Source organism: Bradyrhizobium sp. USDA 3311, assembly GCF_054062495.1.
In genome coordinates, this window is sequence record NZ_JBSSFI010000001.1 from 7706175 (window position 1) to 7719975 (window position 13801).

Below are 13801 nucleotides of genomic sequence, written 5' to 3' on the forward strand. Positions count from 1 at the left end.
GATCTAGCGGCGACGACGACGGCGCCCCGGCGCTGTGCCCGCTTCCGGCCCACGATCGCCGCTGGTTTCGTCCGCCTCGCGCTCGATGCGGATCACGGGAAGGATCAGAATCGTCCCCATGTCCGCGCGCGGTGCGACGTCCCCCGACGAGCCTACCCGGCGACCGGCCGGAAATTCGATGATGGTCCCCATGTCAGCTCTCTTCAATTGCCGCGCGACCGAATGCGCCCCTGCAACATGCGGATCATTAAGATCAGCTCATGGTTAACGGGGTGTAAAGATGTGCTCTGGACCGTAACCGCACGGAACCCGCCGCGCCGTCCCGTTGCGGCACGACAATGCCTTGAATTGCGGGGGCGGCTTCACGCCTCGTTTTCCTTAACGAGGCTTTAAAAGAACCTGCGCTAGGCTCACTCGCAAGTCTCTTTTCCGAGTTGCGTACGCCTCCATGACCAAGTCGCTGTTTCCCGGATTCGACGGGCTGATGACCCTCTCCCGTCGCGAAGGCGTCGATGTTCGCCCGACGCTGCTGCGCGTGCTGACCGACCTCTATGTCCAGACGCGCGTCCACAGCGAGGACGAACAGCGGCAATTCGTCGAACTCGCCACGCGACTGATCGACCAGGTCGACGATGCGACGCGCGCCGCCGTCAAGGCGCGGCTTGCGGTCTATCCGCAGACGCCCGTCCCTATCCTGCAGAAGCTCGGGCTGGTCGCCGCCCAGGAAGGCCGCAGGGTTCCGCTCGCGCGCGAAATCGCGGCGCCCCCGCCCGCGCCCTCCCCGGTCCGCGCGCCGACCGAGGCCGAGCAGCGTATGGCCTCGAACATGGCGATGCAGCCGACGGACGCCGCCGAAATCCACGACATGTTCTTTCACGCCGATGCGTCCCAGCGCGCGCTGATCCTGCACAATCTGGAGCAGACGCCGCTGAAGGCCGCGCCGCGGATTCCGACCGTGCGCGCCAAGCGCGCGATCCAGATCCTGGAGATGGCGGCGATCGCGGGCGACGTCGAGAATTTCACCTACGAGCTCGGCGACAGCCTGATCCTGCCCTCGCGCGTCGCGGCCCAGATCGTCGACGATCCCGGCGGCGAAGCGCTCGCGGTCGCCGCGCGCGCGCTCGACATGCCGAGCCCGAACTTCCAGCGCATCCTCTTATTCTTCAAGCCGGAGATCGGCAACTCCGTGAACAACGTGTACCGGCTGTCGCGGCTCTACGATCGCCTCGGCGAGCGCTCCGCGCTGGTGATGCTGGCCGCCTGGCGCGGCTCCACGCTCGCGGTGACGCGGGCAAAGTATCAGTCGTCGCTGCACGATGGCGAACGCCAGCGTGCGCGTGCGGGCGCAAGCCAGACGCGGCCCGGCGTGCAGCCCGGCTCCAGCCCAACGGTGCGGACCGGCACCGGCGGGTCGTCGGATCACTAGTCAGGTCTTCGCCAATTCCAGGAAGTGCCGTCCGGCGCGGTCTTCGGTCTCGACGATCCAGGCATCCGAATCGAAGCGGATTTCCTTGGTCAGCCGTTCCTCGACGGCGGGCTCCGGCAGCGGCTGCGGTGCAACCGGCACGAAGAAGCGGTCGACGGGCCGGCCGTCGTCATAGACGGTCTGCGGCGCCGGCACGTAGAGCATCGCATTGCCGTCGAGCAGCGACACCTTCACGAACACCGCGCCCGCCTCCTCGGCGCCGCGACGGCGCACCGCCCCGAACACGCCCTCGCTCTGGCACCGGCGCAAATAGGCCGCGACCCATATGTTGGATTTCAAACGCATGAATCGGACGATAGGCCAGTACGATGCGTCCCGCCAGTCTCGGCGCGCGTTCGCTACGCCTTGCCTGCACCCTGTCCCCCGCCGATCTGGCGTGCGACGAGATATGACAGCGGCATCGCAAGCGCAAACCCGATGGCCGCGGCATAGGGGATGTTCTTGATCGCCTCCGCGGCAAGGCTCGGCACCATCAGCACCACGATCAGGCTGACGCCCGCCAGCACGGTACCCAGCATGATCCAGACGAGAATCGAGACCTTGAACATGATGACCTCTCTTCCTTGATGAGGATGAGCGATCATCTTCCCTGACGCCGCCGACAGTCATTGATCCCGGACAAATCACGCCGGCGCAGGGCTGGCATCCCCTTGCGGATCACGCGCGGCCAATTGATCCGCGTCAATGACGACGACAAATGTCGCTATTCGACGGGATGGCCGATCGCGGCGGCGAGCTCGCGCAGCAGGCGATCGGACACCTGGCCGGTGACCTGCATCTTGTGCTCGCGCTCGAATTTCTGGATCGCGGACTGGGTCTCGCCGCTCATCGCGCCCGTGACCTTCAAATTGCCGTAGCCGTATTCGGACAGCGCGCGCTGCACGCCGGCGATACGCCGTACGGCCGGGCTCTGCTGCGCCGGGATCGGTGCCGGCGGACGCGCGACAGCAATGGACGGCGGCGTCGAGGTCGTCGCCTTGACCAGATTTGTCATGGGATCGCTGGCCGAGCGCGGCGTCGATGCGGTCGCCTCGACCGGCTTCTCCGGCGCCCTCTCGGCAACTCTCTCGACAGGCTTGGGCTCGACAGGCCGGGGCTCTACGGACTTGGGCTCGGCGCGGAACTCCGTCGCTCTCGGCTCGAGCGGCGAAGTATCGGCGCCGACGGGGCGCGGACGCGGCAAGGGGTTCGACAGCGGCACGGACGACGGCGCGGGAAGGTTGATCACGGTGCCGAACATCGGTGCCGGATGCCTTCCGGTCTGGAGGAACAGCGCATTGGCAACGATCGCGCTGATGGCGGCAACGGCGACGAGGCCGGCCAGCGTATCCTTGGGACTGTGCAGCAGCACGCGCATCACGAGGTTGCGCTCGGTCTCGATGTCGACAGCCGCAGCCTTGGCGCCACGACGGCGCGGTGCAGCTTCGCCCTTTGCAGACTTCTTAGGCACTTTTCTTCACCAGAGCAGGTTGGTCCTGAAGTTGGTCGTGATGTTGGTCGTGATGTTCCTGGCGCGGCACCGGCGTCAAAGTCGCGATCTTGCTCTCGGCCGGCATTCTATCGGCAGGTTTGGCTTGCGGCGACGTGTAGACCAGCGGCAGCTTGACGGTGACGGCGGTGCCCTCGCCGAGCCTGCTTTGTACCGTCAAATCGCCGAGATGCAACGCCACAAGACTCTTCACGATCGAAAGTCCGAGTCCGGTGCCTTCGTGACGGCGCTGATAGGTCTTGCCGGCCTGGAAGAACGGCGCACCGATACGCTTGAGGTCGTCGGGCGCGATGCCGACGCCGGTATCGCTGATACGCAGCGTGAGGTGCGACCCCGACACCGCGGCTGATACGGAGACCTGGCCGCCGCGCTCGGTGAACTTGATGGCGTTGGCGACGAGGTTGAGCACGATCTGCTTGAAGGCTCTGGGATCGCCGGTCATGACAGGCAGGTCCTGCGGCGCGTCGGTGATGAGGTCGATGCCGTTCTCCCGCGCCTTCAGCGCCAGCAGATTGCAGCAATGCATCAGCGAGGCGCGCGGCGCGAACGGCTCCGACGCAATCTCGAAATTGCCCGATTCCATCTTGGACATGTCGAGGATGCCGTTGACGACCGACAGCAAATGCTGGCCGGAATCGTTGATCAGTTGGGCATATTCCTTGCGCTGGGCCGCACCCAGCATCAGGGCCTGCTCCTGCGCGATCATGTCGGAGAAGCCGATGATGGCGTTGAGCGGCGTGCGCAGCTCGTGGCTCATGGTGGCGAGGAAGCGCGTCTTGGCGGCGTCGGCCGCTTCGGCGGCGCTGCGGGCCTGATCGAGCGCCTGCTCGGAGAGCTTGCGATCGGTGATGTCGCGCATCACGGCGACGACTTCCGTCTCGCGTGCGACATCACGGTCAATATCCTGGCGGCCGAGATCCTGGTCGAGCGGCCGGCAGCGCATCTCGACCCAGATGAAGTCAACCTGGCCGCGCTCCGAGCCGGTCGGTTCCCGCCGCAGCCGGAACTCGACGCTACGCACATTACCGCGCGCGGCATCGGACAGAGCGGTGAGATAGGCCGGCCGGTCGGCGACATGGACGCGATCGAACAGGCCGTGGCCGTGCAGCTGCGCAACGGGCATTCCGAGCATGGCCTCGGCGGCCGGCGAGATGAACTGCACCGCGCCGTTGCGCCGATGCCGCGAGATGACGTCGCTCATGTTGCGCGCAAGCAGGCGATAACGCTCCTCCTCGCGCGACAGCAGCGCAACGCCGGTGCGTGCGAGCGACTCCGCGCCGAAAGCGAGGCCTGCAGCATAGAGGGTGGCCGAGGCGACGCCGAACGCCATCAGCAGGCTGCGCTCCGCGGCACCCGGCGCGTCCAGCGGCAGCCAGCCGAGCTGTCCGACGAGGATCAGTATCCCCGCGCAGGAGAGCGCGAGCAGCGAGGCAAAGGCAGCGACGCGTCGCGATGCCGACAGCGCAGCCTCGAGGGGAACGACGATCAGCCAGACCGCAGCGAATGATTCGATGCCGCCGGTCGTGATTGCGACCGCCATGATCAGGCCGGCGAGCGCCAGCGACGACAGCACATGCGCGCCTTCGTAGCGGCCGGTGCGCGACAGGAACCAGGACAACATGATCGGCGCGATCAGCCAGGCAAAGGCCGCGACCTCGACCGCGCTCGGTGCGCCACGCATGGCGAGATAGATCGGGAATGCGGCAAACGCTGCCAGGCTGCCGAGCAGACGCGGCGCCATGAAGGCACGATGGCGCGCTCGCGTCAGCGCGTCGTAACGCGCGGAGGGATGCAGCAGCGCATCGAGACAATCGCGGATGATACTCAAAACTGTCACGGGTCTCGCGCTTCGGCTCATTCGTCGGAGAGACGCGCCGGAACGCCTCCTTGTCGTTGAGCCACCGTGTCAGAGCGACCTTAAACGAGTGCTAAGGCGGTACGGCCCGGCGCCGGACAGCGTGTCATCGCGGAGCTTTTTAGACGATTTGACGACGTCTTCGGCGAGGATGGTGAACACAGGGTTTCACCCCGGCCGGCATGGTTTCGAATTGGTAGATAAGGAGGACAGCAAGATCACGGGGGCTCGGCATCAATGGAAAATTTACGAGGCCGCCATTTTCGAAGTTTTTTGCGTAAAATTTCCGCGAATTAAGCTCAAGGCAATCACTTGCGATTTATCGAGAGTTGCTAGGTCCGACGCGCTCTGCGGAAATCGCCGCGGCGGGATCTAACATACAGGTCGATAAGATGCGCTTTCTGCTCCGCATCACATTCTGGCTCGGGCTGGTGCTGGTGCTCCTGCCGCGGGACAAGACGCCCGAATCGGAGAAGCTGCCGCAGATCGGCGCCGCCGACGCGGTGCAGGCTGCGACCGCGGCCGTCTCCGACATGACCCAGTTCTGCAAGCGCCAGCCGGCGGCATGCGAGGTCGGCGGACAGGCCGCGTCGATCATTGGCCAGCGCGCCCAGGACGGCGCGAAGAAGATCTATCAGATCATCAACGACAAGAAAGAGCAGATCACCAACGAGAAGAACGAGAAGAGCGACAAGAAGGCGCCCGACCACACCGGCTCGATCACGCTGGCCGGCGAAGGCGACACCGCTGCGAGCGAGGCGCCGCGCGACACCCTGACCCAGGACGACCTCGCGCTGGAATGGCGCGGACCGAGGCTTGCGAATTAGCCCCCAAACCCTATCGATTTCACGGCTTCGCGTCCTTATATTGGGCTGAACGGGAACGATAGGCCAGCATGACGACGATCGACGAAATCAGGGACAATTTCGAGATTCTGGACGAGTGGGACGACCGCTACCGGTACGTCATCGAGCTCGGCCGCACCCTGGAACCGCTGCCCGAGGCCGAGCATTCGGCCGCCAACAAGGTGAATGGCTGCGTCAGCCAGGTCTGGCTCCAGAAGCTGGTCGAGCGCGATGGCGGCGCGCCGATCCTGAAATATCGCGGCGACAGTGACGCGCATATCGTGCGCGGCCTGGTCGCGATCGTGCTCGCGCTCTATTCGGGCCGCACACCGCAGGAGATCCTCGCGACCGACGCGATCGCGGTGTTCGACGAGTTCGGCTTTCGCGATCACCTGACGCCGCAGCGCTCCAACGGCCTGCGCTCGATGGTCGAACGCATCAAGACCGACGCGAAAGAGGCGCTGGCGGAAGCCACCTGAAGATCCTCATGGTGGGAAGCGCTGCGTAGGGTGGGCAAAGGCGCACTTGCGCCGTGCCCACCATCTATCAACAATTGTGAGCCGGATGGTGGGCACGCTTTGCTTTGCCCACCCTACGAGATTCGAGGCCGGCTCTACTTCCGCTTCCGCTGCTGCTGTCCCAAACCCATCTGCTTCGCCAATTGCGAGCGCGCCACCGCGTAGTTCGGCGCGACCATCGGATAGTCGGCCGGCAGGCCCCATTTCTCGCGATATTGCTCAGGCGTCATGTTGTACTGGGTGCGCAGATGGCGCTTCAGCGACTTGAAGCGCTTGCCGTCTTCCAGGCAGACCAGATAGTCCGGCGCGATCGACTTCTTCAGCGACACCGCCGGCTTGGCCGGCTCGAGCGGCGCCGCCTCGACGCGGCCTGACGAGACCCGCACCAGCGCCCCGTGCACCTGGCTGATCAGGTTCGGGATCTCCGCGGCCGGCGTCGGGTTGTTGCCGAGATAGGCCGAGACGATGCTCGCCGTCAGCTCAATGAAATTCTTAGCCCCGGCATCCGACATGGGCCCGACCTTTCTCCACCTTGCGTCTCACGGGAGAGACGACTTCGAAGTATTCCGTGTCAACAATACGTTCGGCCAAAATACAGGACTGACGACTATGGGCTGATGACTGGCGAAGTGACAAGAAAGCTGGCGCTTTACTTGGCCCCGGCAGTCCTCAGGAGCGCTGGTCAAGATGCGCGCGCAACTCGTCGATCGAGGCAAAGCGCATCATGCCTTCCGGCATCTGCGCTTCGATCGAGCCGTCCGAATAGAGCGAATAGGCCATGCCGTCGACGACACCGGATTTGAGCACGGTCACGGGCGCCTGCTCGACCGCCGGCTCCGACTCCGGCTCGGGTGCAGGCGGCGGGGTAGCCTCGACAAAGGTCGAGGGCGAGCGCGGTGGCGGGCGGCGCGAGGCGGCCGGCGGTTCCGGCGGGCGCATACGATCCGGCTTCGGCCAAGCGTCGTCGAAGCTTGCAGGCGGCGTGTCCGGGCCGGCAGGCGCCGCGGGCTCGGCATGCGGCGGCGGGCCCTCGGTGGCCTTGGCCTCCGCACGCTCGCGTTCCTTTCGCGAGGTCGAGGCGAACAGCAGGTTGCGCCGGCGCGGCGCTTCCGGAGCTGCGGGCGGCGCCGGAGGTTCCGGCTCCGGTGGCGGCTCGACGCGCGGCCGCTCGCGCATCGGTGCCTCGCCTTGCCATGGAGGCGGCGCGGCCGGCGATGGCGGGGCCGTCGGCTCGGCGCGCATCGCCGGAGCAGGCTCGGGCGCAGGCGCGCCGGGCGGCGCGAGACCCGGCAGCACGGGCCTGACGCGCACTTCGGACGGTGCGGCGGCACCGGCAAGCCGGCGGGCGATGCCCTTCAGTTCCAGCACCACCAAATGGAGGCCCGCCAGTAACATTCCGGAGCAGACGCCGATCGTGCCCGAGATTATGAGGGTACTGCCGAGGCTGAACTCCCTGACGGTGAAGCCAAACAGGATCGCAAGGAGGCCCGCCAGGACGGCGACAATCCCCGCGATCAATAATGCCAACGTCATCGAACTCACCCCCGGCCGCGCATCCATACGCGACACACGCCACGATACCGTCTTCCTGTGTTGCTCGCCAACGACGAATTGCGATCAGCGTTCCTAAAGGGAAGGAAATCAGGGACTTATTCACATTCCCTTCAGCTACGGATCGCTACTGCTAGAGTGCTCTTGAGTTTCTGGATTTGCTGCGTCGCATCAGGAATTTAGCCATAATGCCCAATTACTTGGTAATGGAACTGCGCTATACGGAGTCCGGGGAGCAGGCCCGCGCGCACCAGCAGGGCCGAGAGGGGATTCCGGGTCACCAATAGCCATGACATCCATCACGACTTCGGCGATCGACACGCCTCTGCGGCGCTCGGTCGAACGGACTTGCGACGATCTCGCCATGCTGGTGCTGGCCGCGGTCGCCGTCATCGCAGGCCTGACCTTCCGCGATTACGGGCTCGGCTGGGACGACTACACCCACGCTGAATATGCCGATCTGTTGCTGCGCATGTTCGGTTCCGGCTTCAAGGACACCGCGGCGCTCTCCTTCGCCAACCTCTATATGTATGGCGGCGGCTTCGACATGGTCGCGGCCCTCCTGCACAAGGTCATTCCGCTCGAACTGTTCGAGACGCGCCGCCTGGTCGGCGCGATCGTCGGCGTGATCGGGCTTGCCGTGACGTGGCGGCTCGGCCGCCGCATCGGCGGGCCGCTCGCAGGCCTCGCTGCGCTGCTTCTGCTCGCGCTCTGCCCGATCTTCTACGGCCACATGTTCATGAACCCGAAGGACGCGCCCTTCGCGGTCGCCATGATCATCCTGATGCTGGGCCTCGTCCGGCTCGCGGAGGAATATCCGCAGCCTTCGCCGCGCACGATCCTGATCGTCGGCTTAGGTGCCGGCCTGTCGATCGGCTGCCGCATCCTCGGCGGGCTTGCGCTGGTCTACGCCGTGATCGGCTTCATCCCGCTGTTCCTGGAGGAACTGCGCACCGAAGGCGTTCGCGAGGCGGCCAGCCGCTTCGCCCATGTCGTCTACCTGCTGCTGCCCGGCCTTGTGTTCGGCTATCTCGTGATGGGCCTGATCTGGCCGTGGTCGATCATGGAGCCCGGCAATCCCTTCGAGGCGCTGACCTACTTCTCGCACTTCTTCGAGAAGCCCTGGAAGGAGATGTTCGACGGCGCGATCGTGTCGGTCCCCGACATGCCCTGGTCCTATCTGCCGACGCTGTTCGCGCTTCAGTTGCCCGAGGTGATGCTGGTGCTGATGACCGGCGCCGTGGTCAGCACCTTCGCGCTGCTGCCGCGCGGCGAGGTTCCGGCCCGCCGCAAGACCATCCTGCTGATGCTGACGCTCGCCGCGACCCTGCCGCTCGCGATCGCGATGGTGAAGCGGCCCGCACTGTACAACGGCATCCGCCATTTCGTCTTCGTGATCCCGCCGATGGCAGTGCTCGGCGGCGTCGCCTTCGCCTGGACCATGGAGCGCCTGCGCGCCAACCACCGCACCTGGCAGCCGGTCGTGCTCGCCACCTTCTGCTTTGGCCTCGCGCTCCCGCTCGCCGAGATGATCCGGCTGCATCCCTATCAATACACCCACTTCAACCACATCGCCGGCACGGTGCGCGCCGCCGACGACCGCTTCATGCTGGACTATTGGGGCCTCGCGCTGAAGCAGGCCTCCGACGAGCTGCGCGAGCAGCTGGTCGAGCGCCAGGAAGTGCCGCCGCGCAACCGCAAATGGAAGGTCGCGGTGTGCGGTCCGCAGCGTCCGGCGCAGGTCGCGCTCGGGCCCGACTTCACCATCGGCTGGGACTCCAATGCCGCCGATTTCGCCATGACGCTCGGCGAGTTCTACTGCAAGGGCCTGACCGCGCCTGTCATGGTCGAGATCAAGCGCGACGACGTGGTGTTCGCCCGCGTCTACGACATCCGCGGCAGCAGCATTTCCAGCCTGCTCTCGATCCCGGCACCGTAAGATCATTGTCCGATCGGACGGCCGCGTAGACGAAACGTCGCGTCGGACGGTTCTGAAATCCGGAACCTCAAACGCGCACTCCATGCGGGCGACGCTGAACTGCCGCGCTTTGAGCGCCTTGCCGCCGACCTCACCCGAGACTAGGCTCTCGCTCCGCAACAACGAGGTTCGGAGAGATTTGCCATGTCACCAGCGGAAGCGCGCCTGAAGGAAGTGCCGTCGAACATGACGGAGGCCGAGTGGCAGCAACGGGTCAACCTCGCCGCCTGCTATCGCCTCGTCTCGCTGTACGGCTGGGACGATCTGGTCGACACCCACATCTCCGCCCGCGTGCCCGGCCCCGAGCATCACTTCCTCATCAACCCCTACGGGCTGATGTTCGACGAGATCACGGCCTCGAGCCTCGTCAAGGTCGACCTGCACGGCAACCAGCTCTCCGAGAGCGAGTACAGCATCAACCCGGCCGGCTTCACCATCCATTCGGCGATCCACGAGGTGCGCGAGGACGCGATCTGCGTGCTGCATCTCCACACCCTCGACGGCACCGCGGTGTCGAGCAGCGCCGAAGGGCTGCTGCCGCTGAACCAGACCGCCCAGCTCGTCACCCACGACCTTGCCTATCACGACTATGAAGGCATCGCGCTCGACCACGACGAGCGGCCGCGGCTGCAGAAGGACCTCGGCGACCACAACCACATGCTCCTGCGCAACCACGGTACGCTGACGGTCGGCCGCTCGGTCGCCTCGGCCTTCGAGCGCATGTATCACCTCGAGCGCGCCTGCTCGATGCAGGTGCGCACGCGCGCGCTCGGCACGCCGGTCTATCCGGTCGAGGAGATTGCGATCGAGAAGAACACCGAGCTGCTCGCCAACCGTGACCGCGCCGAGCTGCGTGCGACCAACCTCGTCTGGCCGCCCCTGCTGCGCAAGCTCGACCGCGAGCTGCCGGGCTATCGGTCTTGAGATTTTCGGGATTTCGTGTAAGGTAGCTCTCAACTACCTCTGCACGTTCTGGAATGAAACGCCGCCCAATTCCGGGCGGCGTTTTTATTTGGCCCCGCTGTCATTGCGAGGAGCTCTTGCGACGAAGCAATCCAGACTGTTTCCGCGGAGGGATTCTGGATTGCTTCGCTCGCAATGACGAAGATAGAGATTTCGTAGGGTGGGCAAAGCGAAGCGTGCCCACCCCTTCGATCGCAATCGCGGAGAGATGGTGGGCGCGGCGCGCGAAGAGCGCGCCTTTGCCCACCCTACGGCACCGTGTGCTACTTCACCTCGGCCAGCGCGGCGAGGATGCGCGCCCAGGAGCGGATCCCCTTCTGGAAGCTGCGGAGGTCGTACTTCTCGTTCGGCGAGTGGATGTTGTCGTCATCCAAGCCGAAGCCGACCAGCAGCGAGTCCAGTCCCAGCGTGCGCTTGAAGTCGGCGACGATCGGGATCGAGGCGCCCGAGCCCATCAGCACGGTCTCCTTGCCCCATTCCTCGGTCAGCGCCTTGCTGGCGGCGGCGAGCGGCTTCATGTTCCAGTCGAGCGCGACCGCGGGCGCGGCGGAATGGTCGCCGAACTCGACCTTGCAGTCGCCCGGAAGCCGTGCCGTCACGTAGTCGCGGAAGGCCTTACGGATCTTTGCGGGGTCCTGTCCCTCGACCAGACGGAACGAGACCTTGGCGGACGCATGCGACGGGATCACCGTCTTGGAGCCCTCGCCGATATAGCCGCCCCAGATGCCGTTGACATCGCAGGTCGGACGCGAGGAGGCCTGCTCGATCAGGAGCCGGCCCTTCTCGCCGGCCGGGATCGACAGGCCGATCGGCTTCAGGAACATCTCCGGCGTCAGGTTGAGCTTCTTCCACTGCTCCAGGATATCGGGCGGCAGGTCCTTCACCCCGTCATAAAAGCCGGGGATGGTGATGCGGTTATCGTCGTCGAACAGCCCGCCGAGAATTTTCGTGAGCACCCGGATCGGGTTCATCGCGCTGCCGCCGAACACGCCGGAATGCAAATCGCGATTGGCGGCGGTGATCTTCAGCTCTTCATAGAGCAGGCCGCGCAGCGACGTCGTGATCGCCGGCGTGTTGCGGTCCCACATGCCGGTGTCGCAGACCAGCACGTAATCGGCTTTGAACTCGTCCTTGTTGGCCTCGATGAAGGGCACGAAATTCTTCGAGCCGACCTCCTCCTCGCCTTCGATCAGGAAGGTGACGTCGATCGGCAGCGAGCCCGTCACCTTCTTCCAGGCGCGACAGGCCTCGACGAAGGTCATTACCTGGCCCTTGTCGTCCTCGGCGCCGCGGGCGACGATGATCTTGCGGCCATCGGCATGATCGGTGACGGCAGGCTCGAACGGCGGACGGTGCCAGAGGTCCAGCGGATCGACCGGCTGCACGTCGTAATGGCCATAGAAGATCACATGCGGCCGCCCGCCCGCTCCGGTCTTGCCGACGATGGCGGGATGGCCGGCGGTCGGCCTCACTTCGGTGGCGACACCCAGGCTCGCGATATCCTTGGCGAGATGCTCGGCCGCGGCCTTGCAGTCGTTGGCAAAGGCCGGATCCGCCGAGATCGACTTGATCCGCAACAGCGAGAACAGGCGCTCAAGGCTGTTGTCGAAATCCTTGTCGATGTGGTCGAGCACGGATTGAAGCTGGGCATTGGCCATGGTCGGATTCCTGACTTTCGAGTCTCAAGATGGCTTCTCAAGAGGTCTTGGGTTTCAAGAGGTCTTGGGTTTTAGCGCTGCCGCGGCGCCGGAGCCAGCCGCAACCGGCGGATGCCGGATGTGCCATGCGAGGCCCCCCGCGAGGATAGCTGTGGCGAGGAGGTTGTTGCCCCAGGCCTGGAAGGCATTGGGAAACCACGGCAGTGCCAGCAGCATGAGACATCCGGCCGCGCCGAGGGCAAGCCAGGTTCCCAGCCGCACATTCGCCCGCTCGTCGAAGGCGGCGCGATGCATCAGCACCGTCATCGGGAAGAACAGCCACATGAAGTAGTATTGCCGCGCCAGGGGCGATGCCACCGTCATCAGGCAGAACAGAATGCCGAGCTCCTCGGCATCCGAGCGCGCCGTTCGAAGCCGTTGCGGCGGCATGACCGCGACGAAGCCGAGCCCGAGCAACGCCGACAGCGCGAGCACGATCCAGTTCGCTGTCCTGTAATCGACGTCGATGATATTCATCGTGCGCGGCGGCTTGCTGGGATCCTCCTGATTGTAGTTGATCGGACGAACCAGGCGGTGCGTGACGGCAATGATGGATTGGTTGACCCACGACCAGTTCTGCTCGTCGCGCTGGCCAAAGCCCTTTTCCGAGCTCGCCCCGACCATGCCCTGATACCAGGTCGCAAGCTCGGCCGCGTTGCGCTCGAAGCCGCGAATGGGCGCCGGCACAACATAGAGAAGGATGCCGGTGAAGGCGACCGTAGCGACGGCAGCCGCCCACTTCCGCCGCCAGACCAGATAGGGCAGCACCGCAATCGGAAACACCTTGATGGCGGTGGCGAGCGCGAACATCAAGCCCGCGAGCCAGACGCGCTGATGCTGCAAGCACCAAAAACCGTAGAGCATCATCGCCAGCAGGACGAGGTTCGGCTGGCCGAGGTCGAACATGTCGAACACGAAGGTCACGGTGACGAAGGCGGGCAGTGCCTCCAGCCAGGGGCCGGGCTTGCGGCCCGAGCCGGTCATGACATTGGAGAGTGTCCCGGTGTACCACCACGCCAGCGCATTCAGGACCGACAGCACGATGTAGAGCGGGATCTTGCCGAACCAGCTCGGGATCGCCAGCAGGATCGCCGGCAGGGGTGGATAGATGAATTCGAACGGATAACGGAAGTCGCTCGGATAGAGCGAGCCACCATGCAGCACCTGCTGCCCGGCCCAATACCAAAGCGCATAGTCCTTGGTCTTGCCGTGGCCGAAAATCTCCGGGCCGAGGACGTCTGCGATCAGGATGAAGCAGCAAAAGAGGAAGAGCAGGTCCAGCGGCGCGCGCAACGACAGGCGTCTCGGCGCATCAGGTTTGGCTAGCGGGTCGGTTGAGGTCACAATAGGGTCCAGTCCAGCGTCGACATAGCACGTAGCAGACCGACGAACGGTTGGAGAGCACCTCACCTGAAATTG

General features: G+C 65.0%; 14 protein-coding genes. 5 read left to right on the forward strand and 9 right to left on the reverse strand.

Annotated features, from left to right (window positions below):
* Positions 1-3 precede the first annotated feature (3 nt).
* On the reverse strand, positions 4-192 hold the full coding sequence (locus ACVWW6_RS36870; RefSeq protein ID WP_028172280.1) for a hypothetical protein: 189 nt from the start codon (positions 190-192) through the stop codon (positions 4-6).
* A gap of 256 nt (positions 193-448) precedes the next feature.
* On the opposite strand from ACVWW6_RS36870, the gene ACVWW6_RS36875 reads away from it, so the two are divergent.
* Positions 449-1426, forward strand: a complete 978-nt coding sequence (locus ACVWW6_RS36875; protein ID WP_161535772.1) for a DUF2336 domain-containing protein — start codon at positions 449-451, stop codon at positions 1424-1426.
* Here ACVWW6_RS36875 and ACVWW6_RS36880 read toward each other — a convergent pair whose 3' ends face one another.
* The 4 genes from ACVWW6_RS36880 to ACVWW6_RS36895 all read right to left on the reverse strand — a co-directional run bounded on the left by ACVWW6_RS36880 (position 1427) and on the right by ACVWW6_RS36895 (position 4833).
* Entirely contained in the window at positions 1427-1771 is a 345-nt protein-coding gene (locus ACVWW6_RS36880; protein ID WP_161535773.1) for a DUF1491 family protein, read from the reverse strand.
* A gap of 53 nt (positions 1772-1824) precedes the next feature.
* On the reverse strand, positions 1825-2034 hold the full coding sequence (locus ACVWW6_RS36885; protein ID WP_028172283.1) for a hypothetical protein: 210 nt from the start codon (positions 2032-2034) through the stop codon (positions 1825-1827).
* Positions 2035-2189: 155 nt separating this feature from the next.
* Positions 2190-2936 carry a peptidoglycan-binding domain-containing protein gene (locus tag ACVWW6_RS36890; RefSeq protein WP_161535774.1) on the reverse strand — a complete coding sequence of 249 codons (747 nt, stop codon included), beginning with the start codon at positions 2934-2936 and terminating at the stop codon, positions 2190-2192.
* Positions 2929-4833, reverse strand: coding sequence for a PAS domain-containing sensor histidine kinase (locus ACVWW6_RS36895; RefSeq protein ID WP_456682478.1), 1905 nt, complete (start codon positions 4831-4833; stop codon positions 2929-2931). The genes ACVWW6_RS36890 and ACVWW6_RS36895 overlap by 8 nt, the downstream gene beginning before the upstream one ends.
* Before the next feature lie 389 nt (positions 4834-5222).
* Here ACVWW6_RS36895 and ACVWW6_RS36900 point away from each other — a divergent pair, with 389 nt between their 5' ends.
* The gene (locus ACVWW6_RS36900; RefSeq protein WP_456682479.1) at positions 5223-5657 is read left to right on the forward strand and encodes a DUF5330 domain-containing protein; all 435 of its coding nucleotides are present in this window, start codon (positions 5223-5225) and stop codon (positions 5655-5657) included.
* Positions 5658-5725: 68 nt separating this feature from the next.
* Positions 5726-6154: a SufE family protein gene (locus tag ACVWW6_RS36905; protein ID WP_456682480.1), complete on the forward strand. Its 429-nt coding sequence runs from the start codon at positions 5726-5728 to the stop codon at positions 6152-6154.
* Between the two features lie 134 nt (positions 6155-6288).
* Here the strand turns inward: ACVWW6_RS36905 and ACVWW6_RS36910 are convergent, their stop codons facing one another.
* Together ACVWW6_RS36910 and ACVWW6_RS36915 are read right to left on the reverse strand one after the other, a co-directional pair.
* Positions 6289-6705, reverse strand: coding sequence for a MucR family transcriptional regulator (locus ACVWW6_RS36910; protein WP_011085852.1), 417 nt, complete (start codon positions 6703-6705; stop codon positions 6289-6291).
* A gap of 157 nt (positions 6706-6862) precedes the next feature.
* On the reverse strand, positions 6863-7726 hold the full coding sequence (locus ACVWW6_RS36915; protein WP_456682481.1) for a DUF308 domain-containing protein: 864 nt from the start codon (positions 7724-7726) through the stop codon (positions 6863-6865).
* A gap of 307 nt (positions 7727-8033) precedes the next feature.
* Between ACVWW6_RS36915 and ACVWW6_RS36920 the strand changes: the two genes are divergently transcribed.
* Positions 8034-9683 carry a glycosyltransferase family 39 protein gene (locus tag ACVWW6_RS36920; RefSeq protein WP_456682482.1) on the forward strand — a complete coding sequence of 550 codons (1650 nt, stop codon included), beginning with the start codon at positions 8034-8036 and terminating at the stop codon, positions 9681-9683.
* A 183-nt stretch (positions 9684-9866) separates the two neighbouring features.
* On the forward strand, positions 9867-10646 hold the full coding sequence (locus ACVWW6_RS36925) for a class II aldolase/adducin family protein (RefSeq protein ID WP_011085849.1): 780 nt from the start codon (positions 9867-9869) through the stop codon (positions 10644-10646).
* A gap of 302 nt (positions 10647-10948) precedes the next feature.
* On the opposite strand, the gene ACVWW6_RS36930 is transcribed toward ACVWW6_RS36925, so the two are convergent.
* On the reverse strand, positions 10949-12343 hold the full coding sequence (locus ACVWW6_RS36930; RefSeq protein WP_011085848.1) for a M20/M25/M40 family metallo-hydrolase: 1395 nt from the start codon (positions 12341-12343) through the stop codon (positions 10949-10951).
* Between the two features lie 54 nt (positions 12344-12397).
* Positions 12398-13726, reverse strand: coding sequence for a glycosyltransferase family 87 protein (locus ACVWW6_RS36935; protein WP_456682483.1), 1329 nt, complete (start codon positions 13724-13726; stop codon positions 12398-12400).
* Positions 13727-13801 lie beyond the last annotated feature (75 nt).